A 23,257-nucleotide genomic window follows, 5' to 3' on the forward strand; every position below is an offset into this window, starting at 1 on the left:
CGCTTTCACGCATTCGGGGTGGCGTAGGGTGACGGTAGGGCCGCTGTCGGGGCCAGCAACCGCCCGCTGGCGCACGTTATCGTCACGGAACAAATGCCGCGGGCTGCGCGTTTGCTCGGCCGTCTCGTCCGCCTTAGGAACGACCTGGATGCCCGACGCGGAACGTGGTCACCGGGATGTGCACGCCACGCCCGGAACCCCGCGCAGGCACGTCGCATTCGGCCAGCAACACCCTCACGAACAGGAGCAGAGCATGGCAAAGATCGCATTTCTAGGCATGGGCGCGATGGGCTCGCGGATGGCGCGGACCCTTCTGGATGCGGGCCACGATCTGATCGTCTGGAACCGGACGCCCGAGCGCTGCGCGCCGCTCGTCGAGGCCGGGGCCACGCAGGCCGACACCCCGCGCGACGCCGCAGCACAGGCCGAATTCACGATCTCTATGCTGCGCGACACCGAGGTCTCGCGCGAGGTCTGGTGCGACCCGGAAACCGGCGCTTTCGCCGGGCTTCCCGAAGAGGCCATCGCGATCGAAAGCTCGACCATCACGCCGGAGGGAGCCGCGGAGCTTGGCAGCTACGCCATCACGCAGCAGCGGCGCTTTGTCGAAGCGCCGGTCTCCGGCACGCTGCCGCAGGCGGAGAACGGTGTGCTGGTCTATTTCCTCGGCGGCGAGGCCGAGACCGCAGGCCGTGTGCATGACGTGCTGGACCCGCTGGCCAAGGCGCAGCACCATGTCGGCACCTGGGGCATGGGCGCGCGGATGAAGCTCGCCACGAATGCGATGCTGGGCGTTCAGGTCGCCGCCTGGGCGGAGATCATTCCGATGCTGGAGCGCGGCGGCATGGATGTCGATCTTGCGCTGGAGGCGTTGTCCTCCACCCCGATCTGGACGCCGAACGCGCCCTATATCACCGGCACGATGCAGCGCTCGGATTTCACGCCGCAATTCCCGGTCGATCTGATCTCGAAGGACTTCCGCTATGCCATCGCCGAGGGCGGGGACGCACGGATGCCGATGACCGAGGCCGCGAAACGCCTCTTTGCGCGGGCCAGCGAGGCCGGTCATGGCGCAGAGAACATGACCGGCGTCGTGCAGGTGAACCGCGACTGAGGCGCCCTCAGCCTGCCGATTGCGGGATCAGGATGCGGTCGAAGAACTCCGCGACCGCGTCCACCGCGTCGAGCGGCAAGACCTGCGCGACATATTGATCGGGCCGCAGCACCAGCAAGGCACCTTGCGTCCGGTCGATGCCGCGAAGGTCGAAGATGTCGGGGCCGGTGACGGCGGGGCAGAAGACCTTCTCGTAATCGACCAGCCCGTAACGCCCCTTCTTGGGACGCAGGAGCGCGGGCAGCGCCTCGATGCGCATCTCGCGATGCGGCGTCTGGAAGACCGCGCGCAGGTCGATGACGCTGTCGATATCCGCGCCCTCGGGCGTGAAGCGATGAAGCAGCCCCTCCGGCCCATCGAGCCGGTCGCATAGCTGCGCGATCGCTCCGCCCGCCTCGCCGGTGTCACCCGTCGGCGCAAACGCCAGCAGCCGCCAGCGCCCATCCGCCTTGAACGCATGGCCCAGCTGGACCGGCTTTGCATCCGCCAAGCGCACCACCGGCGCGGAGTGGAAGCGCTTGCCCACGATCTGCCCGGCGGCCAGCGCCTGATGCGCGGCGTCTCCAATCAAAAGCCCCGGCGCGTATTGCGTCTCGACCCCGGCGGTATAGCGCCCGTGTTTCTGGAAATAGGCCTGAAACTGCGCCTCTTCTTCCTTGGTCTGCGGCTTCGCGCTGAACAGCCGCGCCATGTCGCGGTCGAAGTCAATCAGCTCCTGCGCCTTGGCCTGACGTTCCTCGGAATAGCTCTGCAGCAATTCGGGCCGCGCCTGTCCGCGCAGCACGGCGGCCAGTTTCCAGCCGAGGTTGAACGTGTCCGCCATCGAGACGTTCATCCCCTGCCCAGCCTTCGGGCTATGGGTGTGGCAGGCATCGCCCGCGATGAAGATGCGCGGCTCGGACGCGGCGTCGCCGTCCCTGTCGCTGTCGCTGTCGCTGTCGTCGAACCCGTCGCACACACGCTGGCCGATCTCATAGGCCGACCACCACGCGACCTCCTTCACCTCCAGCGTATAGGGGGCGAGGATCGCCTGCGCCTTCTCGATCAGCATCTCGGCGCTGACATTGCGATCCGCGGCGCGCTCATCGCCATGCAGCGCGTCGAGCTCGATATAGAGCCGCACCAGATAGCCGCCCTCGCGCGGGATGATCAGGATGCTGCCCTCGGTCGCCGACTGGATCGCCGCCTTGAGCCGGATATCGGGGAAGTCGGTGACCGGCAGCACATCCATCACGCCCCAAAGCTGGCGTGCGGATTCGCCGTGCAATTCGTGCCCGATGGATTTGCGCACCGTGCTGCGTGCGCCGTCGCAGCCGACGACATAGCGCGCGCGGATCGTCTCGGTCTCGCCCGGCGCATCGAGGCAGTCGAATGTCGCGACCAGCGGGTAATCGGGGTCGTCGGTGCGGGTGAGCGTGGTCAGCGCGCGGTCGTAATCCGGGGTCAGACGGCGCGCGCCGTTGCGCATCGTCTCGAGGTAGAAATCATGGACCCGCGCCTGATTGAGGATGACATGCGGCATCTCTGAGAGGTCATCGGCCACGTCCTGAATCCGGTCGGCCCGTCGCAGCCCCTCGCCTTGCGCACCGGGCCGCCAGAAGGCGACCTCGTTCACCCAATAGCCTTCCTTCATCACCTTCTCGGCGAAGCCGAAAGCCTCGAACATCTCGACCGAGCGGCAGGCGATGCCGTCCGCCTGCCCGACTTCGAGCGGGCCGGGTTTGCGCTCGGTGATGCGTACGGAAATCTCGGGGAAGGCTGCAAGCTGCGCCGCAAGGGTCAGCCCCGCCGGGCCGCATCCGACGATCAGCACATCGACCTTGTCGAGCGTCTCCCCCGCCTGCGGATGACGCGGCGCGATGGCCGGATCGCCGGTAGTGAACCCGTTCAGATGAAACTGCATAGCGCGCCCTCCCAATTGATATGCATACTTATCATTAGCGGAAAGGCTGGCGTCACGTCAATATGGTAAGTATACATACCGAATAGAACCCCAAACCGGAGCGCCCTCGATGAAACGCGATCTCGAAACCCTGCCCGGCCACCTGATCCGACGTCTCAATCAGCGCTCGACGGCGGTGTTTCAGAAGCGGATCAAGGACGCCCCGGTGGAACTGACCTCGGTGCAATTCGCGGCGCTCGACGCTCTGTCGCGTGAGCCGGGAATGGATCAGGCGCAGCTGGCCGCGCGCATCGCCTATGACCGCGCGACGATCGGCGACGTGGTGAAGCGGCTGGTGCAGAAGGGGCTGGTGGCGCGGGCCGTCAGCGAGACGGATCGGCGCGCCCGCAGCCTGCATCTGACGCCGGAAGGGACCGCGGCACTGGAGGGTGCGCGGCCCGTAGTGACGCGGCTGCAGGCGGAGATTCTGGAAGGGTTGAGCGAGGAAGAGGCCGCGCAGTTCATTGCGCTTGCCCGCAAGGCGGTCGCCCCGCAGGACTGAAAAAGGGAGGCGGATCGCGCCGCCTCCCCCAATTCTTTCCGTCCGGACGAGCTCAGCCCTTCTTCAGGTCGAGCTTGTCCATCGGCATCGAACGCACGCGCTGCCCGGTCAGCGCCGAGACCGCATTGGCGATCGCCGGCGGCACGGCGGGCAGCGGCGGCTCGCCCACGCCGCCCATCTTCGCGCCGCTCTCGATCACCTTCGCATGGATGCGCGGCGCCCGCGCCCCACCGAGGATCGGGTAGTAGTCGAAGTTGCGCGCGGTCGGCTCGCCGTTCTTGTAGGCGACCTCTTCGATCAGCGCCTCGGAGGTGCCGAGCGTGGCCGCCCCCATGATCTGCGCCTTGATGATCGACGGGTTCACGATGCTGCCCGGGTCGAGCACGTCCCAGATGTCATGCACGACGATCTGGCCGTCCTGAATCGAGACCTCGGCAATCGCCGCCGCCTCGCTGCCGAAGGGCGACGCCATCGCGACACCGCGGGCGCGGCGGGTGCCGTCCTCGGCATCGAAGGGGCCACGCTTCCAGCCGCCCGAGAGATCACCGACCTCTTTCAGCAGGTTGGTCAGACGCTCGTTCCCTTCGAGCAGCTTCATGCGCAGCTCATAGGGGTCCTGCCCGCCCGCATCCGCCATCTCGTCGAGGAAGGCCTCATAGAAGAAGTCGTTCATCGAATGGCCGACCGAGCGCCAATAGGCGAGCGAGGTCGGGTTCTCGACATAGTTCTGCGCGATGCGGCGATTGGGGATCGCGTAGCTCTTGCCGGTGAGCCCCTCGACGGCCATTGCATCGACCTTGTCGGGGTTATGGCCGTTGAGCGCCTCGGTCGGACCTTCACAGGCAGAGATCGCCTCGAGCGCCACGGGCATGCCCTGATCGTCCAGCGCACCACGGAAACGCACCGCCGCCATCGGACGCAGCGGATCGCGCAGGAATTCCTGCTCGCGCGTCCAGATCACCTTGATCGGCTTGCCGACCTCTTTCGCAAGCTGGACCGCCTGCGGGAAGGGGTTCGCCGCCGGATACAGGAAGTGCCGCCCGAAGAAACCACCGAGCATCGGCGAGTTGACCTTTACCTGTTCGGGCTTGATGCCAGCCGCATCCGCGATCTGGGCCTGGAACTGCTCGGGCGCCTGATTTGGCAGCCAGATGTCGAGCGAACCATCCTCATTGAACCGCGCCAGCGTCGAGGCAGGCTCGATCTGGGCGTGGTGCAGGTATTGGCTCTGATAGGTCGCATCGACCGTCTTCGCAGCCCCGTCGAAGCCCGACGCGATGTCGCCTTCGCTCTCGGCCTCGGTGCCGTCGCCTTTGGTATTGGCCAGTTGCTTGGCGAACTCCTCGGTCGAGAAATCGGCGGGCATGTAGCGGATCTTGGACTTCTCGTCCTCGCTCGGCTCCTGCCAGTCGACCTTGGCGGCTTCGACCGCCGTCTTCGCATCCCAGAAGCGCTCGGCCACGACCGCGACAGCCCCGTCGAGCTTATGCACCGACATGACGCCGGCCATGCCCTTCACCTCGTCGAGGTTGCTGATGTCGCCGGGCTTGAGACCCAGACGCGGCGCGTGCTGGACAGCGGCGTGCAGCATCCCGTCGACCTTGGCATCCATCGCATAGATCGCCTTGCCGGTCGATTTCTCGTAGACGTCGACGCGTTTCACGGGCTCGCCGATCCACTTGAAGTCTTTCGGGTCTTTCAGCGTCACGGAATCCGGGCTGGGCACTTCCTGATCGAGCGCGTCGCCCGCCAGCTCGCCATAGCCCAGCGACTTGCCGGAGGCCTTGTGGACCACCTTGCCCGGCTCGGTCGACAGGTCAGACACCGGCGCGTCGAGCTTCTTCGCCGCCGCTTCCAGCATCATCTGCCGTGCCGCCGCACCGAGCTTGCGCATGGTGTCGTAGCTGGTGCGCACCGACATCGAGCCGCCGGTGATCCTAATCTTGCCATAGACCACGAGGTAATCGCTGCCCGCAGGCGCGTTCTCGACAATGAAGCTATCGGGGGCCACGTCCATTTCCTCGCCCACGATCTGCGCCATCGCGGTGAAGACACCTTGGCCGCCCTCGTTGAACGGGCTCAGCAGGCGGACCTTGCCGTCTTTGCGCAACTCGAGGAAAGCCGGGACGTTGGCGCCGGGCGGCATCTTCTGCGCGGCGGCGGCTGCCTTGTTGGGCGCGACGCTCAGGCCGAAGCCCAGCACGAGCGAGCCCGCGGTGATGCCAGCGGAGGCCAGCAGGAAGCGGCGGCGCGAGACATTCTCGGGCGCGCCGGTCGGGTAGCCGGGATCGGAGATTTTGGGATCGTGGTCGTTCATTGCGCATCCTCCGCTTTCGCTGCATCGGTACCGGCGATCGAGGCGATCGTATCGTTGATCGCGTTATAGGTGCCGCAGCGGCACAGGTTGGTCATAGCTGCCGTGATGTCATCTTCGGTGGGCTTGTCGTTGGACTTCAGCAGCGAGGTCGCCGCCATCACTTGACCGGACTGGCAATAGCCGCATTGCGGCACTTCCTTGTCGACCCAAGCCTCGACGACACGCTTGCCGACGGGGTCGTTCTCGATCTCTTCGATCGTGGTGACTTCGCTGTCGCCGACAGCGCTGACGGGCAGGACACAGCTGCGCTGAACCGTGCCGTCAAGCAGCACCGAACAGGCGCCGCATTGTGCGATCCCGCAGCCGAATTTCGTGCCGGTCATGCCGAGCTCGTCGCGGATCACCCAAAGGAGCGGGGTATCCGGGCCGGACTGCACGTCGACGGACTTGCCGTTGATTTTCAATTTCATGAATTCCTCCTCGCCGTTTCATCGGTGAGCGCTCGCGCGGCGCTGGTTGGCCGCTCTCCACCTAGGGCACGAGTGGCGCGAGGCACTAAATTTTCGTGAAAACTTCGCGAGAAGATGGAACCGCCGGGGGTGCCGGCGCGTCAGCGCGGCGCGGCGTCCTGCCCTCGTGTCGATCCCGTGAAGGCAGGGAAACCGCGCGCCGCGCCGATGGTCTTTGGCAGGCCTGCGCTCAGCCGCGCCAGGTGCGGACGGGGCCGCAATCGACATGCACGAAATGCTCGCTCGGATAGTAGCCCACACCGCCGCCACGGATGCGCAGGGCCACTTTGTGCAGCGTGCTGGTCGAGACGTTCGGATGCGTCAGATCGAGCGCCTCGCCCCGCATGTGGTAGCTATGCGTCGCGCCATGCACGAGACGGTTCGTCTTCGGCGTGCGGTAGCCCGACACCAGCATCAGCGGCGTGCTCTGCTCGAGCATGTTCTGCATGTTGTAGGCGATGTTGACCGTGCGATTGTCGATCTTCACCTCTTTTTCCTGACGCCAGTCGCGGGCGATCCGGTAGAATTCGCGCATCGCGTCGTCGTCATACTGGCCCTTCGCGAAATAGACCGCGTCGAAATTCTCGTTGGTATGCGGATTGTGGAAGCGCAGGCGGCGCTCGTCCGTCTGGCCTGCCTGTGCCGGGGTGACGATGTAGGGGGTTGCGAGGGCGCCCGCCGCGCCCAGGAGAAACTCGCGACGGAGCAGCCCTGTTGCCTTTGCCATGATAGATGTCCCTTCGAATGCGTGTCGAAGGGCGCAAATTCGAAATTTCGGGGACGAACAAAAGGGCCGCACTGGGTTCCATCGATGGAACCGGCAGCCAAATGCCGAGAGCTCAGCAGGGAGTTGCCGACAGACGCCCTCACCTCAAGGTCATCTGAACGGATGTTACCTCTTGAAACCCGCGCAGCCCTTGCAGGTCACGCAGGCGCGAGGGAGCGCGAGGACAGCCTCACACGGGGGAGAGGCCGGATTTTGGCGTCCGGACACGTGACCGCACCTGAAACCACCACCCGATTCGCCCCGTGGAGACTTGGACCCCACGAAGACGCAGCAGCTTCGCGGCGCGCCTTTCGGTCACCTGTAAGTCTCGTCCAACGCCGAATGTCGACATGGGTTCCCGAAAAAATCGGCGCGCGTGTGGGATTGGTCGCAACCGCAAGCGGGGAACAGCGCGCATCCGTGGGCGTTCGTCCCTGCGCGCCCGCCGCGCCCGCCCCTCTTCCTCCGACCGCCGAAAGGATCGCATCCATGCCCGAGCACCCCACACCGACCGAACGCGAGGCGATGGCCCGCTTGATCGCCAAGGCGAAAGAGGCCGCACAGGAACCGGGAAAGGCGGGGATAGCCGCCGCGATCCTGCGCGACGGGGAGATCATCGCCGAGGGGGAGAACGAGGTGCATCTGAACTGCGACCCGACCCGCCATGCCGAGATCGTGGCGATCGCGAAAGCGACGCGGGCGCAGGACGACCCGTCGCTCGAGGGCTGCGTGCTGCTGACGACCCTGCAGCCCTGCGAGATGTGCCTCTCGGCGGCGCGGTTCGCCGGGATCAAGCGGATCGTCTTCGGCGCGCAGAAGGAGAATGTCGCGGGGAAGTATTTCGTCTTTCCCGATTTGACGCTGACCGAATTCCGCGACGCAGGCGAAGCCTTCGAAGCGATCGGCGGCGTGTTGGAGGAGGATGTCGTCGCGCTCTATGTCGATGGCGAGGAGTGACGCCTCTGTAAGCTAAGCGGATAGCAAAAAGGCGGGGCTGGGCCCCGCCTTTTCCTTTGGTCTGTCTGACGCTCAGCTTAGCCGCTGATGCTTTTCGCCGAAGCCATGCCCGGCGCTTTCGATTCACCGCCCAGCTTGTCGCGGACCGCTTTCTCGATGCGCGCGCCGATATCGCCGTCGATGTTGCGCCAGTACTCAAACGCACGCTGCAAAATCTTCTCGCTCACACCGTCGCAGAGGTGACCGGTGACGTTGTTCACGAGACGCTCGCGCGCCGCGTCGTCCATCACGTCCCGCACCAGCGAACCTGCCTGGCTCCAGTCGTCGTCATCCTCGCGCAGTGTATAGGCCTGACGGACCATCTCGCCATCGGAGTACCAGAGGCCAGCCTCCGCCTGCTGCGGATGCGCTTCCGGCCCGCCATAGGAGTTCGGGAAATAGACCGGGTCTTCGGACTTGTTGACCCGCAGCGCGCCGTCCTTGGTGTAGGCGTTGGTCTCGGCCTGCGGCTTGTTCACCGGGATCTGCTTGTAGTTCACCCCGAGCCGCGCGCGGTGCGCATCGGCATAGGAGAAGCCACGTGCCAGCAGCATCTTGTCGGGCGAGAGACCCACGCCGGGGACCATGTTGTTGGGCTCGAAGGCCGCCTGCTCGATTTCGGTGTGGAAATCGGTCGGGTTGCGGTCGAGCACCATCTTGCCAACCTCGATCAGCGGATAGTCCTTGTGCGGCCAGACCTTCGTCAGGTCGAACGGGTTGATACGATAGGTCTTTGCATCCTCGAAGGGCATGATCTGGAAATAAAGCGTCCAGCTCGGAGCGTTGCCCTCGGAGATCGCGTTGAACAGGTCGCGGCGGTGATAGTCGCTATCGGCGCCCGCCATCTCGTCCGCTTCTTCCTGCGTGAAATGCGCGTTGCCGTCGCCCTGATCGGTCTTGAAGTGGAACTTCACCCAGAACATCTCACCGGCTTCGTTGACGAGCGAATAGGTGTGGCTCGAATAGCCGTTCATCTCGCGCCAGGTGCGCGGGATGCCGCGATCGCCCATCAGATAGGTGACCTGATGCGCGCTCTCGGGCGAGAGGGTCCAGAAGTCCCACTGCATGTCGTGGTCGCGCAGACCGTTATCGGCACGGCGCTTCTGGCTGCGGATGAAGCTCTGGAATTTCAGCGGGTCGCGCACGAAGAAGATGGGAGTGTTGTTGCCCACCATGTCGAAGTTGCCTTCCTCGGTATACATCTTCACCGAGAAGCCGCGCGGGTCGCGCCATGTGTCGGGGCTGCCGCGCTCGCCTGCGACGGTCGAGAACCGCGCCACGATGTCGGTCTTCGCACCCGGCTGGAACACCTTCGCCTTGGTGTATTTCGAGACGTCGCCCGTCACGGTGAAATGGCCGAAGGCGCCCGAACCTTTGGCGTGGGGCTGACGCTCCGGGATGCGCTCGCGGTTGAAATTCGCCATCTGCTCGATGAGGTAGTGATCGTTCAGAACGATCGGACCATCGGAACCGACCGTGAGCGAATGTTCGAGACTTTGGACGGGGGCGCCCCCATCTGTGGTGGCGGGGCGTCCGCGCTTGTCGTTCGTCATGTCGGAACCTCTGATTTTGGAAAATATCGGTTCGGAAACGCAGGGGGCGTGGCGCAGTTCCTTGAAGTTTCCACGACTGAATTCACGGCTCCGATATGTTGGTCGAAATGCGTGCGCCGGTCCCGATCCGGCCCTTAGCGGCTTACGCTTGGGAACCGATTACACTGCGGCGCATTGATCCCGTTGGCGCGTCGCCGTTTCTTCCGCACATGGAGCCTCCCCTATGACCCCCAGTTCGCTGCGTTTCGATCCGTATGCGGGGCGACCCGACACTCTTGGCGCGCGCGTCACCGGAGACGGTGTGAATTTCGCGATTTTCTCCGAAGAGGCCGAGAAGGTGGAGCTGTGCCTTTTCGACGATGAGGGCCAAGAGGAACTCGCGCGGCTGGAGATGCCGCAGCAGGAGGGCGGGATCTGGTTCGGCCATTTGCCCGGCGCGCAGGAAGGCCTCGCCTATGGTTACCGCGTCCACGGGCGGTTCGCCCCCGAGGAAGGGCTGCGCTTCAATCCGAACAAACTGCTTCTCGACCCCTATGCGATGGCGATGCGGGGCTATCTGAAATGGGATGACGCGCTGTTCGGCTATCCCATCGGTGGCTCCGATCTGAAGCAGGACACCCGAGACTCCGCCCCGTTCATGCCGAAAGCCATCGTCGTCGACACGCAGTTCGACTGGGATCAGGATCAGGTGCTGCACCGCCCGTGGTCCGAAACGGTGATCTACGAAGCCCATGTAAAGGGCCTGACGATGCGCCATCCCGGCGTCGTTCAGGCCGATCGCGGGACCTTCCGCGCGCTCGCCTCGCCGCCGATCATCGACCACCTGCTGTCGCTCGGGGTGACAACGATCGAGCTTTTGCCGATCCATGCCATCGTGCAGGATCGCCACCTGGTCGAGAACGGCCTGTCGAACTACTGGGGTTACAATTCCATCGGGTTCTTCGCGCCCAATCGCAGCTATCTCGCCGGCGAGGACGTGCGCGAGGTGCGCGCCGCGGTGAAACGCTTCCACGAGGCCGGGATCGAAGTGATCCTCGACGTGGTCTACAACCACACCGCCGAGGGTAACGAGCTTGGCCCGACGCTCAGCTTCAAGGGCATCGACAATCGCAGCTACTACCTGCTGTCGCCGGAAAACAAACGCCACGGCTTCGACACGACCGGCACCGGGAACACGCTCAACGTCGCCCATCCGATGGTGCTGCGCCTCGTGATGGACAGCCTGCGCTACTGGGTGGAGGCGGTCCACGTCGACGGCTTCCGCTTCGACCTCGCCTCGACACTTGGCCGCGAACCCGCCGGCTTCGAACGCGAGGGTGCTTTCTTCAACGCGATCCGGCAGGACCCGGTGCTGTCCGGTGTAAAGCTGATCGCCGAGCCGTGGGATATCGGCGAAGGCGGCTATCAGGTGGGCGGTTTTCCCTGGCCCTTCCGCGAGTGGAACGACAAGTTCCGCGATGACACCCGCGCGTTCTGGCGCCGCGATCCGGGGCTGTTACCGAAGATTTCCCAGCGGCTGATGGGCTCGCCGGTGCAGTTCGACCACACGCACCGCCCCGCGACGTCTTCGATCAACTTTCTAGCCGCCCATGACGGGTTCACGCTCTGGGATACGCTCAGCTACAACCACAAGCACAACGAGGCCAATGGCGAGGGCAATCGCGACGGCCACGACCACAACCTGTCCGACAATATGGGCGTCGAAGGACCGACCGACGATCCCGAGATCAACGCCGCCCGCCTGCGTAGGGCGCGCGCGATGCTGGGCTCGCTGATGGTCAGCCACGGCGTGCCGATGATCCTCGCAGGCGACGAAATGGGTCAGGGCCAGAACGGCAATAACAACGCCTATTGTCAGGACAACGAGACGACATGGATCGACTGGGAGGGCGCGCGGACCGATCTGCGCGACAGCCTCAGCGCGATGGTCGCGTTCCGGCAGGACTGGCGCTACCACCTCGCTCCGCCCGCCTTCGCACCCAACGCCGCGACCCCGGTCAGCGATTGGTGGCACGCGTCGGGGCGGCAGATGAAGGACGACGACTGGCAGGAAGCGGGGCAGTGCTGCGTCGGATTGCGGCACCGGTTGGCAGGCTACCCCGAGCTGCTGATCGTCGCCAATGCGGGCGACGCCTGCGAGTTCAACCTGCCCGGCGACGGCTGGCACCATATCCTCGACACGACCCGGGACAATCCGCGCTGCGACGAGGCAGTCGACGGAGTGCAGTCGCTGCCGTGGCAATCGCTGCACGCGTTCTGTCGTGAGGGTGAAGTTGCGAGCGACGAGGGCGACACGTGACGGCGGCAGGCGATCGGCGGCCCCTTCGCTGGGGTGCGCATCCGGGGACGGATGGGAACTGGGACTTCGCCATCTGGGCGCCTGCCGCGAAGCGCGCAGAGCTGGTGCTGGACGGAGCGGCACATGACATGACACCGGTCGGAGACGGCGGCTGGCAGGCCTCAGTCGCGGCCCGCGACGGACTGCCCTACGCATTCCGCCTCGACGGCACCGACTACCCCGATCCGGCCGCACGCCGCCAGCAAGGCGATGTTCACGGGCCCTCTCTGACCGTTGATCCGGCCCGTTTCGACTGGGGCGCGCCGTGGCAAGGGCGGCCATGGGACGAGGCGGTGATCCTCGAAATCCATATCGGCACCTTCACCCCCGAGGGCACGTTCGCTGCTGCTGCGGAACGCCTGCCCGAACTGGCGGAGCTTGGTATCACGGCCATCGAGATCATGCCCGTCTCGCAGTTCCACGGCGCCCATGGCTGGGGCTATGACGGGGTTTTGCTGCGCGCTCCGCATCCCGCCTATGGTAGTCCCAACGAGATGCGCGCCTTCATCCGCACAGCGCAAAGCCACGGGATCATGGTGATCCTCGATCTGGTGCTGAACCATTTCGGCCCCTTCGGGAACTACCTGCACGCCTATGCGCCCCAGACCTTCGGCGGGGAGGCAACGCCATGGGGCGATGCGATCGACTTCACACGGCCCGAGCTGCGCGCCCTGCTGCGCGACACGGCGACGGGATGGATCGACGAGTATCGGCTCGACGGGCTGCGGCTCGATGCGGTCCACGCGATCCGAGATCCGTCCAAGCCGCATTTCCTGATCGAGCTTTTGCAAACGATCCGCGCGCAGGACCGAGGCCGTCCGATCCACCTGATCCTCGAAGACGAGCGCAACCTCCCTGACCTGCGCGAGGCCGGTTTCGATGCGCAGTGGAACGACGATTGGCACAATGCGCTGCATGTCGCCCTGACCGGCGAGACGCAGGGCTACTACAAAGCCCATGCCGCCGATCCGTTCGGTGACCTTGCGCAGGCAATGGCGCGGGGCCAGGTCGAGGAAGGCCAGACGCGTTCCGATGGCATCAAGGCACGCGGCGCGCCCGCCGCCCATTTGCCATGGTCCGCTTTCGTGAACGCCAACCTCACCCATGACCAAGCGGGCAACCGTCCCGAGGGCGAACGCCTCCTGAGCCTTATCGGCGACGAGGCGGGTGCGGTGATCCATGCGCTGTTGTTGCTGATGCCCTTCACGCCGATGCTGTTCATGGGCGAAGAGGTCGGCTCGACCGCGCCCTTCCCCTTCTTCGCGGACCCGCCGCCGGACGCCGTCACCGCACTGCGCGCGGGCCGGACGAAAGAGCTGCAAGGCATCGGCTACGACACGGGGGCGATGATCGACCCCGCCTCTCCCGACACGCCGCGCCTGTGCTACCCTTACCGCGACACCGGGCCGCGCGCGCAGGAGTGGCTGCGGCTGACGCGCCAGCTTCTGAACCTGCGCCGGACGCATCTGCTGCCGCTTTCGCGCAGCGGCAAAACCGGGCCCGGAGAGGTCACGCGCCACGGGGCGAAGGCCTTCAACGCGCGCTGGCCTTTCGCGGCGGGAACGCTCGATATTCTCGTCAGCCTTGGCGCGCCTGCATCCAATGCTGCACGCCGCGAGCCTGCGCTATTCTCGATGGGCGACCCGCGCCGGGACGCCTTCGCCATCGACATGAGGATTGAGTGATGCCGTCCGATCTGCCCGCTGCCACCGCCCACCCCATGATCGCGACCTACCGGCTGCAATTGCGAAACGGCATCGACTTCGCGGCTGCGAAAACCTTCCTGCCCTATCTCGCGGATCTTGGCGTGAGCCATCTCTACCTGTCGCCGATCTTCACCGCGACCGCGGGGTCGACCCACGGCTACGACGTTGCCAATCCGCAGGAGATCGACCCGGCGCTTGGCGGCGAGGACGGGTTTCGTGCGCTGTCGGAGGCCGCGCAGGCGCTGGGGCTGGACATCGTGCTCGACCTTGTGCCGAATCACACCGCTCTCTCACTCGACAATCCGTGGATGCGCGATGCGATGCGCCATGGCCCCGACAGCGCCTATGCCGATTACTTCGCGATCGACTGGTCGCAAAAACTGATCCTGCCTTTCCTTCCGGAGCCGCTCGACGACATGCTGGCGAAGGGTGAGCTGCGACTGACTGAGGATCACGGTGGCGCGGTGGAATGGGAGGGCGGCTGGCTGCCGCTCGCGCCCGGCACGGCGGCGCTGGGAGACATCGCTGCGGTCCTGACGCACCAGCACTGGCAGCTGCGCGACTGGACGCGCGAACGCGGCGCGCTCTCGCATCGGCGCTTCTTCAACGTCACCGGGCTGATCGGGATGCGCGTCGAAGACCCGACGGTATTCGCCGCGATGACCGAACTGCCTGCGCGACTGGTGCGCGAGGGGCTCGCCCACGGGCTACGGATCGATCATATCGACGGGCTCGCCGATCCCGCCACCTATCTGGAGCGGCTGCGCCAGACTGTCGGCGATGCAGTCCCGATCTGGGTCGAGAAAATTCTGACCGACGATGAGGCGATGCCACCTGCGTGGCAGACCGACGGCACCACGGGCTACGAGGCGGGACGGCAGATTTGCCGCCTGCTGACCGAACCCGAAGGCTTCGCGCGGCTCGACACGCTTTGGCGCGAGCGCACCGGCGGCTGCGACGATTACGAGACGATGTGCCGCGAGGCGCGCGCGCAGGTGATCCCCGAAGACCTCGCCGCGGAGTTGCACCAGCTGATCGACCTCGCGCAGGCGGCGCTCGTCGTGGATCGGCTCGATCCGCCCGATGCCGAGACGCTGCGCGAGGCGATGCTGGCGCTGCTGATTTTCTTCCCGCGCTATCGAACCTATATCACCACGCCGCCCGCGACGCCCGAGGACCGCGCCATCATCGAAGAGACGGTGGAAGCTGCGGCAGAGACCTTGCCGCAGCGCGAGGCGCTCGATCTGCTCGCCGGGCTGCTGCTCGACGGGACGGACAAGCCGAGCCTCAAGTTCCGCATCCGGTTCCAGCAGGTCACGGGCGCGGTGGTGGCGAAGGCGCAGGAGGACACGGCCTTCTTCCGCCACACCCGTTATCTCGCTGCCAATGAGGTCGGCGCGGAACCCGATACGCCGCTGCTGGATGCGCGGGGGCTGAACGCGTGGTTCTCCAGCGCGCAGGGCCAGCGGGACACGGCGATGACGCTCACCTCGAGCCACGACACGAAACGCGCTGAGGACACACGGATGCGGATCGCCGCGATCTCTCATCATCCCAAGACCTTTGCTGATTTGTTCGATACGGCGATGCAAGACGCCGCACTCTCGGATTCCGGTTTCGTCTGGTATGCCACGCAAAGTCTTCTGGGCATCTGGGACGATCCCGCGCCCGGTCCGGACCTGTGCGAGCGCCTGACCGAGCATCTTCGCAAAGCGCTGCGCGAGGGCGGGGAGATCACGCGCTGGTCCTTCCCCGATATCGAAGCCGAGGACGCCGCCTTGGACGCGGCGCGGCGCATCTGCGCGGCGTGGGAGGCGCAGCCGCCTGCCGAGCTCGCGCCCCTGATCGCGACGGGGCAGCGGCTTTCGCTGCTGCAACTGGCGCTGAAGATGATGCTGCCCGGCATGCCCGACATCTACCAGCGCGGGGAGCGCGCCCTCTACGAATTGACCGATCCCGACAATCGCCGCCCTTTCGCTTTGCCGGAAACCCTGACGTCCTTCGAGCAGGCGAAATCGGACGCCACCCGACGCCTTCTGAAGCTGCGACGACAGGCGGAGGACGTGTTCCGCGCAGGCACCGCCGAGGCGGCAGAGCGTGACGGCATCTTTACGCTGACCCGTCGCGCGGGCGGGCGCGAAATCACCCTGCGCTTCCGTCGTGACCTGCGCGATCTCAGCGATGGCGCGCTCTTCGAGATTCGCGATTCGGCAGCAGAAGACACTGCCGCCCGCCTCGCATTTCCGCCGCCTGCCTAATTGATCGGCGGATCAGCGCGACCTGCTTTTTGACACATCGTCCGAGACCGTCCCCTAGACTCAAAGGGTTATCGGGAAGCTCTCGAAATGGTCAAAAAACACACGCAAAAATCTTACCGCGAACCGGCGGAAATCCGGGAACTGCGGACCCGTTTCATGGCTTTCATTTTTGAAAAGCGTTAAGCTTATTCATGTCGCAGCGTCACGGGGGAGGAACTCTGATGCTGGCTCAGAAACGACCCGATTTATTGAACGGCTGTCTTCCAATGGTCTTGGCCGGTGGGCGCGGAAAGCGTCTGTACGAGCTGACCGAGGAGAGTTGCAAACCTGCCCTGCCCTTCGGCGCTGGCGGCCAGAGATTGGTGGATTTCACCCTTGCTTCGCTGCGTGCTGCCGGGTTCACACGGGCGATCATCGCGACCCAGTATCGCCCCGCGCCGCTGATCCGGCACCTGCGCGACAGATGGGCGGATGCCTTCCCCGACGGTTTGCTCATCCGCGATGCGACGCGGCTCTCGCGCGGCGGCTATCGCGGCACGGCCCATGCGCTTCTCGCCAATCTCAACCTGCTCGAGCGCGAAGGCGTTAACGACGTTCTGGTGATGCCCGCCGATCAGATTTGCGACATCGATCTGCGTCCGTTCATCCAGAGCCATCGTCTGAGTGACGCGCCCGCGACGCTGGTCGCGGCAACGCTTTCATCCTCGGATGCGGAGCATCATTCGGTGCTGGAGGTCGCGCGAGACGGGCATGTCAGCGCGCTCACCCATCGCCCGAGCGCGCCCGCCGAGATCGGCGAAAACTCGGGGCGCAGTTTGGTCGCGACGGGGATCTACCTCTTCAAGACAGCGTGGCTGCGCAAGGAACTGCCGGAACTGTCTCGGGGCCGGTTCGATATTTCGATCGAGACGGATCTTCTGGAAGCTGCGCTGCGCGAGAAGGCCCTGCAAGCCTACCGCCTGCCGCGCAGCGACGCCGGGCGCGAAGCCTATTGGCGCGATATCGACACGCTCGACGACTATCGCTCTGCGCTTCTGGATTTCGCGGCACCACAAGGCGGCACGACACGGGGTAGCCCGCCGCTGAGCTGCCTTCGTCTCGAAGCGCAGCCGGGCGTCATCGGGGTCGGACGGCGCTCCGCGTTGACGGCAAAAGGGGCCGTCTCGCGCGATTGCCACCTGACCGATACGCTGCTGGCACCCGATGTCTCGCTGCCAGCCGGAACGATCGTGGAAGGGATCGGACGCACGAATATGCGCTGGTTCCGCCGCAGCGGCGACACCAACCTGATCACGCAGGCGATGGTCGATCGCTCCAGAGAGCGGCTGCACTAGCTGCCAATTCCGAGACGTTTTCTGGCGCGGACCTTCAGCGGTCCGCGCCTTTTTCAGTCCCGCGCTATTCCACCGCCAGCCTGACACCGACCTCTGCCGGCGGCAGGTCGTCCGGGGCGAAATCGACCTCGGGCGCGGGCTCCGAGAGCCCCGCCATGCACATGCGATAGAGCTCTTCGTAACGGTCGACCATCCGCTCCACCCCGAAACGGGCGACCGCCCGGTCGCGCACGAATTGTCGGTCGCAGGTCATCGCCTTGCGCGCAGCGCTCGCAAGCGCGGACACATCCCCCGTCGGCACGATCATGCCCGCCTCGCCCACGACCTCGCGCACCGCGCCGGAGTCGAAGGCGGCGACGGGCACCCCGCAGGACATCGCCTCGGCTGCGGCGAGCCCGAAGGGTTCATCCCAGACCGGCGTGAAAAAGCAGACCGACGCCCTGGCGACCTCGGCGCTCAGGTCCTCCGCCGTCAGATTACCCCCATAGGTGATCTGCGACCCGAGATAGGGGGCGATGGTGTCGTCGAAATACGCACGATCCTCGATTGGCCCGTAAATCCGCAGCGGCAGCTCCGCGATCCGCGCGGCCTTCACGGCCTCCGCGGTGCCCTTGTTGGGAGTGATGCGCCCGAACCAGACCGCCGAGCCATCGGCATGAGGGCAGAAGCCCCAGACGCCGGTATCGATCCCGTTCGGTACGACATGGAAGGACAGGTCGCAGTCGGGCTTGGCCCAACGCTCGCGCTGCGCCCCCGTGCAGACGGTGAAACGACACCATGGCGCGCGGGCATCGTGGACGGCGTCACGCAGCGTCTCGAGGGGCGGCACATGCAGGGACGTCAGCATCGCGATCCGCTCCCGCCGCGCCAACCGCGGCGGATAGCGGTGCAGCGAATTGTTGTGAATGATGTCGAAGCCCCCCGTCTCCAACTTTTGCAGGATGCCCGCGAAGGCACCGTCGAGATGGGTATCGGGCACATCGGACTCGCGGCCGCCTTTCGACGGATAGGCACTGTCGACATGGTGCTCCGTGACCGGATACAGCTCCACCCCTTCGGGCGGCTGACTGTCGCCCGACGCAAAGAGTGTCACCTCATGCCCTCGCGCGACGAGGGCGCCTGCGAGCGCGTAGGAATGAGCCTCCATCCCACCCATGAAGGGCGCCGAAATGGGGTGACGAATTGGGGAAATGATAGCGATGCGCATGTGCCTCCCTTCCCGGAAACGCATGGGCTCCGGGCGATGAACGGGCTGTTTCGGTAATGGGACTTCAATCGTATCGTGTAGGGGAACCAATGGGTGCGACGCTTGTTCCTGCATCGCGGAGCCGATCATGCAGAAAGTCTCGGCTGTTGCCCGATTTCCCCCCCGGGGGTCGCGCGCGTCAGTACCCGTCGAGTGGCAGCTTCATGTCGATAATGAGCCAGCCATCCTCATAGCGGCGCTCTTTCTCGGCGCGCAATTGCATCGCCGAGGCGAGGATCAGGCGCGAGCCGAAGCCCTGTTCGGCGGCCGCGTCGTAATCCGGGACCTGCTCTTTCCAGGTGAGGTGAACGCCGTTCTCATAGGGCTCCCACGTCACTTTGATCTGGCCGTCCACGGATCTCAGCGCGCCGTATTTGGCGGAGTTCGTCACCCATTCATGCAAGATCAAGGCCAGCGAGGTCAGCGCCCGCGCGGGGATCATCACCTCTGCGCCCGACAGCAGAATGGTTTGCTCGGCGCGTGCAGGCGCAAGCACCCGCTCCAACAGCCCGCCGAGCGCGACAGGCTGGGTGCTGTCCGTTCGCAACATCATGGAATGCGCGCGATCGAGGGCGGTCACGCGGCCGCGCAACTCGTCCAGCATCTCCTCTTTGGTTTCGCTCGCGCGGGCCGCGCTGGAAATCATCGCGGAGACGAGCGCAAAGAGGTTCTTGATGCGGTGGTTCATCTCGGCGAGGTGCAGCTCGCGCTCGGCGAGCAACTCCTGCTCGGAAGTGATGTCGAAGCTGACCCCGATGACTTTGCGCTGGCCCGCCTGCGCGCGGTATTTTCCGACGCCACGGATCCAGCGCTGCTCGCCGGAGGGAAGGGTGATCCGGAAGACCTCGTCATAGAGGTCGCCATCGCTCACGGCGCTGTCGAGCGCCTCGAAAACGCGCGCGCGGTCTTCCGCGACCACCCGTGTCCGCACTGCGTCCTGCAAGTCCATCTCTCCCTCGGAGATGTCGAAGAGGAGACGACACGGCTCGTCGATTACCAAGCGGCGCGCCTCGACCGAGAATTCCCAGCGGCCGATCCCGGCAATGCCGAATGCGTCCTCGAGGCCGATGGGGGGAAGCGACATGCTGGGGAAACCTCGGTACTGACGATGTGCGGGGGAGGATGAGCGGGGCGCGGAGCCGAATGGCCCGGCCCGACACAGTGACCTTTCCCCCGACTGAGTCAACTGCTGTAAACCGCCAGCCCCCGGTACCTATGCCCCCGGCACGGCTCAGACTTCCTGAAGTTCCTGTTGCTTCTTGGTCTCGCCGCCACGACGGCGCGCAAGGGCCTCACCGCCGGATCCGCCCCGGAGGCTTAGACCGCTGCGAAAAGCGGTGCCCCGATATAAGACCCTTTCGGCGCCGCAGGCGGCACCCAGAACAGCCCCGATCCGGTGTGGGAGATGTATTCGTTCAGCAGATCCGACGCGCCAAGGCGACGTTGCAGTGCCTCGAAATGCGCGGGGTCGTTCTGGTAGCTGATGAAGAACAGTCCCGCATCGAGCCGTCCGACCGCATTCAGCCCGCCGGTGAAGTTGTAGCCGCGCCGCAGGATGCGGATGCCATCATTGGTTTCATGCGCCGACAGCCGAATATGCGCGTGCGTCGGGATGACCGGCTCGCCTTGCGCGTTCTTCGCCTTGAAATCGGGCGTGTCGAATTCATTCTCTCCGGTCAGCGGCGCGCCGGTGAGCTTGTGCCGCCCGAAGACGTCATTCTGGTGGCTGACCTGTGCGTTGTCCCAGTTCTCGATATGCATCTCGATCCGGCGCATCACCTGATAGGTCCCGCCATGCTGCCAGTCGGGACCGTCATTGGCCCAGACATGCTGCGCGAGCTGCTCGGGCGTGGTGATGTTGCGGGTGCCGTCGCGATAGCCAAAGAGATTGCGCGGCGTCTCCTGCCCTGCCCCGGCCGAGGCGCGCCCGAAGCCGAGCTGGGTCCAGCGCACCGTTGCGGCGCCGGTGCGTTTCGCGATCCGTGCGAGAATGCGCACCGCGTGATAGGCGACCTGCGGATCGTCGGCGCAGGCTTGTAGCGAGAGATCGCCGCCGCTGATCTCGGGGCGTAGCGCGTCCGAGGGCAGATCGGCGAGCGGGCGCAGATGCGGCGGGGCTTTCGCCGCCAGCCCCATCTCCTTGGAGAAGACGCGCGGGCCAAGGCCCACGGTCACCGTCAGCCCTGCCGGACCAAGCCCGAGCGCCTCGCCGGTCTCGAGCGCGGTGGCTGTCTCGCGGTCGGGCTCGGCCGGACCGACCGGCTGCCCTTCCATCATCAGCCCGATCGAGGCCGACCAGCGCGCGAGCAGCACTTGCAGCGCGCGCGGATCGGTCCCGGTCAGGTCGAAAGCCATGGCCATCAGATGCTGCTGCGGCGGCGTGGCGATCCCGGCCTGCGGCCCGGTGCCGTAAAAGGCATAGCGCCTCTGGTCCGGATCGGGCATGGCGTCGGGCGCGACCTTGCCGGTCTCCGCCGCCTGCCCCGCCGTGGCGAAGGTGCCGCCAAGCGCTGCCGCGCCGAGAAACAACCCACGCCGCGACAGTCCTGCCGGTTTATCGTCTTGCCCGCGCATCATGGCCTCCTTCGTCTTCAGCTTGCCGTCGCGACTTTTTCAGCGATCCGCGACAGCGGCTCCTGCAGCATCTGGATCGCGCGGCTCAGCTTCACCGCGTCGGATTTGCGCAGCTCGGCATCGTAGATCTTGTAGCCGCCCAGAGCGTCGGAATCGCGGTAGTCTTCGAGCATCGTCTGCACATCCGCGAAGCGCTGCGCGATGGTTTCGGCCACGTCCGGGTCGATCCGCTTCAGCCCCGGCTCGAGGAAGGCAAACGCCTGATGCGCGCCTTCGATATTGGCCGCGAAGTCCACGAGGTCGATATGGCTATAGGCCTCTTCCTCACCGCTGATCTTGCCGCTTTGCACTTCCTCCAGAAGGGCCGCCGCACCGTTCGCCAGATCCTCGGGACGATATTCGATCCCGCCCGACAGATCGGCGAGCATCTTGACGTTCTTCACCAGTTCCGCCGCATAGGCCTTGGTCTCATCGGTGATTTCGCCTTTTTCGAACAGGTCGCGCTCCACCGCGTGGAAGCCGTGCCAGCCGACCGCCGGGTCGAGGTTCGAGGCGCGCATGTCGATCAGGTAATCGAGGTTGCCAGAGTTGTCGGTCGGGTCGGTGCCGGGAAGGACGAAGCCTTCGACGTCGGGCTCGATCCGCTCGTAGAACGGACGCGCCTGCGCATAGGCCGCCTTCGCGCCCTCCACGTCGCCCGCATCCACTTTGGCGGCGAGCCGTTCGCTTGCGGTCACCATCGCGTCGACCATGCCTTCGACGTAATTGGCGTAGCCTGCGGTGCCTTCGTCCAAGAGATCGCCGATCGCGCTTTGGGCGCGCTGCTTGCTCTCACCGGTCACGGTGAAGGCCACGGTGTCTTCGACCGCGCCCGGGCAGTAGATGCGATAGTCGCCACCGTCGAGCGTGACGGTGAAGCTCGATGCGGGCAGACCGGGGGCGAGGTTCTCTTTCTCGCCGAGAATGCGGCTGTCCGACAGCAGCTCCAGCTCGGAGATCGCCGGGGCGGATTCATTCGTCACCGTGAAGGTGATCGGCCCGGCCGCCGCGCTGTCGTGATCGAGCACGCATGCGCCGCCATTCTCGCCCGTAAGCGTGATCGCGACCTGCGCAGCCCCGTTATTCGTGGGCGCATCGGCCAGTGCGGGCTGCGCGAAGAACGCGGTTGCGGCGAGAAGGGGGACAGCGCGGCGGCGCGCGCGGGACGACATGTTCATTGTCAGGCTCCTGTATTTGCTCTGCGGTTTTGGCTTGGTCAGAGGGACCTGGCGGGGAAAAACGGTGTGGGGCGCGCACGGGCGAGCGCAGAAGCTGCCAGTGCGAGCGCGATGAGGAAGAGGATCACAGGCAACTCTCGGGCCCAGAACTGATGCTCGATACGGGCGCGGCGCACGGAGCGCAGTGCATCGGCGGCGTCTTGCGCGGCGGCGGGGGCCATGACCCAGGCGCCGGTCGCCATGCCACCGGGAGCCATATCGACGCGCAATGTGCGTGCCGTGGTCAGCCCGCCGCCCGAGAGGCGCAGCGTAACGGCACTACGGCCCTGCGCATCGAGAAGCGCATCGCCTGCGGTCCAGACGGTCACCTGTTCGAGCCGCGTCCACTCGGCCACGAAAGGTCCGGGGTTGCGCGCGGGGCTGACGCCCACCGGCAGGCGCCCACCTGCAAGCTGCGCAAGCGTGGCGAGATCGATCTGGCCGGGGGCACCCGCGATCTCGGTCTGGCTCTGCACTTCGCGATGCAGGCTTGGCAGGCCCAGATGCCGCTCCGGCGTGGCCTCGGCGCCCGTCAGGTCGACGCGGGTCGCGCCCATCTCCAGAACCTCACCCTGCAAGCGCAGATCGGGCCCGGCGGAGGTGTCGACATCGCCTTCCAGCACACGCGGCGCATGATCGGGCAGCGTCACCTGCGGTTGCGGCCAAAGCGCCGCGATACCGACGGCCAGCGCTGCGAAGGCGACCGCGAGAGAGCCGCGCAGCCATTGCGCCGTGCGGGGATCGGGACGCAGTGCACGCGGCCAATAGGTCAGCGCCGCGACCGGGATCAGATAGGCGATCCAGCCCAGCACCTCGATCAGGCGCGGATCGGCGGGAATGCCCAGA

General features: G+C 65.6%; 17 protein-coding genes. 7 read left to right on the forward strand and 10 right to left on the reverse strand.

Features of this window, described 5'->3' with window-relative positions; all coding sequences use genetic code 11:
- The first annotated feature begins 253 nt into the window (after positions 1-253).
- Positions 254-1,114, forward strand: coding sequence for an NAD(P)-dependent oxidoreductase (locus B3D39_RS06010; protein WP_274961803.1), 861 nt, complete (start codon positions 254-256; stop codon positions 1,112-1,114).
- A 7-nt stretch (positions 1,115-1,121) separates the two neighbouring features.
- Here B3D39_RS06010 and B3D39_RS06015 read toward each other — a convergent pair whose 3' ends face one another.
- Positions 1,122-3,017 carry an FAD-dependent monooxygenase gene (locus B3D39_RS06015; protein ID WP_274961804.1) on the reverse strand — a complete coding sequence of 632 codons (1,896 nt, stop codon included), beginning with the start codon at positions 3,015-3,017 and terminating at the stop codon, positions 1,122-1,124.
- A 109-nt stretch (positions 3,018-3,126) separates the two neighbouring features.
- On the opposite strand from B3D39_RS06015, the gene B3D39_RS06020 reads away from it, so the two are divergent.
- Positions 3,127-3,558 (forward strand): MarR family winged helix-turn-helix transcriptional regulator, encoded by a 432-nt coding sequence (locus B3D39_RS06020; RefSeq protein WP_274961805.1) that lies wholly within the window; start codon positions 3,127-3,129, stop codon positions 3,556-3,558.
- 52 nt (positions 3,559-3,610) lie between these two features.
- Here the strand turns inward: B3D39_RS06020 and B3D39_RS06025 are convergent, their stop codons facing one another.
- From B3D39_RS06025 to B3D39_RS06035, 3 genes are all read right to left on the reverse strand, one after another.
- Positions 3,611-5,875, reverse strand: coding sequence for a xanthine dehydrogenase family protein molybdopterin-binding subunit (locus B3D39_RS06025; protein ID WP_274961806.1), 2,265 nt, complete (start codon positions 5,873-5,875; stop codon positions 3,611-3,613).
- Positions 5,872-6,345, reverse strand: coding sequence for a (2Fe-2S)-binding protein (locus B3D39_RS06030; protein ID WP_078569612.1), 474 nt, complete (start codon positions 6,343-6,345; stop codon positions 5,872-5,874). The genes B3D39_RS06025 and B3D39_RS06030 overlap by 4 nt, the downstream gene beginning before the upstream one ends.
- Before the next feature lie 229 nt (positions 6,346-6,574).
- A complete protein-coding gene (locus tag B3D39_RS06035; RefSeq protein WP_274961807.1) occupies positions 6,575-7,111 on the reverse strand; it encodes a YcbK family protein in 537 nt (178 codons plus the stop codon).
- Between the two features lie 528 nt (positions 7,112-7,639).
- Here B3D39_RS06035 and B3D39_RS06040 point away from each other — a divergent pair.
- Positions 7,640-8,107 carry a nucleoside deaminase gene (locus tag B3D39_RS06040; protein WP_274961808.1) on the forward strand — a complete coding sequence of 156 codons (468 nt, stop codon included), beginning with the start codon at positions 7,640-7,642 and terminating at the stop codon, positions 8,105-8,107.
- 77 nt (positions 8,108-8,184) lie between these two features.
- Here the strand turns inward: B3D39_RS06040 and B3D39_RS06045 are convergent, their stop codons facing one another.
- Positions 8,185-9,699, reverse strand: coding sequence for a catalase (locus B3D39_RS06045; protein ID WP_274961809.1), 1,515 nt, complete (start codon positions 9,697-9,699; stop codon positions 8,185-8,187).
- Positions 9,700-9,922: 223 nt separating this feature from the next.
- Here B3D39_RS06045 and glgX point away from each other — a divergent pair, with 223 nt between their 5' ends.
- The 4 genes from glgX to B3D39_RS06065 all read left to right on the forward strand — a co-directional run bounded on the left by glgX (position 9,923) and on the right by B3D39_RS06065 (position 17,335).
- Complete coding sequence (glgX, locus tag B3D39_RS06050; protein ID WP_274961810.1) at positions 9,923-11,998, forward strand: glycogen debranching protein GlgX; 2,076 nt, start codon at positions 9,923-9,925, stop codon at positions 11,996-11,998.
- Positions 11,995-13,722, forward strand: a complete 1,728-nt coding sequence (gene treZ, locus B3D39_RS06055) for a malto-oligosyltrehalose trehalohydrolase (RefSeq protein WP_274961811.1) — start codon at positions 11,995-11,997, stop codon at positions 13,720-13,722. Before glgX ends, treZ begins: the two co-directional genes overlap by 4 nt.
- On the forward strand, positions 13,722-16,001 hold the full coding sequence (gene treY / locus B3D39_RS06060) for a malto-oligosyltrehalose synthase (protein WP_286789505.1): 2,280 nt from the start codon (positions 13,722-13,724) through the stop codon (positions 15,999-16,001). Before treZ ends, treY begins: the two co-directional genes overlap by 1 nt.
- 266 nt (positions 16,002-16,267) lie before the next feature.
- The gene (locus B3D39_RS06065) at positions 16,268-17,335 is read left to right on the forward strand and encodes a sugar phosphate nucleotidyltransferase (protein ID WP_286789506.1); all 1,068 of its coding nucleotides are present in this window, start codon (positions 16,268-16,270) and stop codon (positions 17,333-17,335) included.
- 64 nt (positions 17,336-17,399) lie between these two features.
- On the opposite strand, the gene B3D39_RS06070 is transcribed toward B3D39_RS06065, so the two are convergent.
- From B3D39_RS06070 to B3D39_RS06090, 5 genes are all read right to left on the reverse strand, one after another.
- On the reverse strand, positions 17,400-18,566 hold the full coding sequence (locus tag B3D39_RS06070) for a glycosyltransferase family 4 protein (protein ID WP_414717973.1): 1,167 nt from the start codon (positions 18,564-18,566) through the stop codon (positions 17,400-17,402).
- A 154-nt stretch (positions 18,567-18,720) separates the two neighbouring features.
- Positions 18,721-19,665, reverse strand: coding sequence for a sensor histidine kinase (locus B3D39_RS06075; protein WP_286789507.1), 945 nt, complete (start codon positions 19,663-19,665; stop codon positions 18,721-18,723).
- A 233-nt stretch (positions 19,666-19,898) separates the two neighbouring features.
- Positions 19,899-21,155 (reverse strand): Dyp-type peroxidase, encoded by a 1,257-nt coding sequence (locus tag B3D39_RS06080; protein WP_286789508.1) that lies wholly within the window; start codon positions 21,153-21,155, stop codon positions 19,899-19,901.
- Positions 21,156-21,172: 17 nt separating this feature from the next.
- Complete coding sequence (gene efeO / locus B3D39_RS06085) at positions 21,173-22,372, reverse strand: iron uptake system protein EfeO (RefSeq protein ID WP_286789509.1); 1,200 nt, start codon at positions 22,370-22,372, stop codon at positions 21,173-21,175.
- Positions 22,373-22,410: 38 nt separating this feature from the next.
- The coding region (locus B3D39_RS06090; RefSeq protein ID WP_286789510.1) for a hypothetical protein at positions 22,411-23,257 on the reverse strand (847 nt) is incomplete at its 5' end.

This window comes from Thioclava sp. UBA3469 (assembly GCF_002378135.1).
GTDB classification, from domain to species: domain Bacteria; phylum Pseudomonadota; class Alphaproteobacteria; order Rhodobacterales; family Rhodobacteraceae; genus Thioclava; species Thioclava sediminum.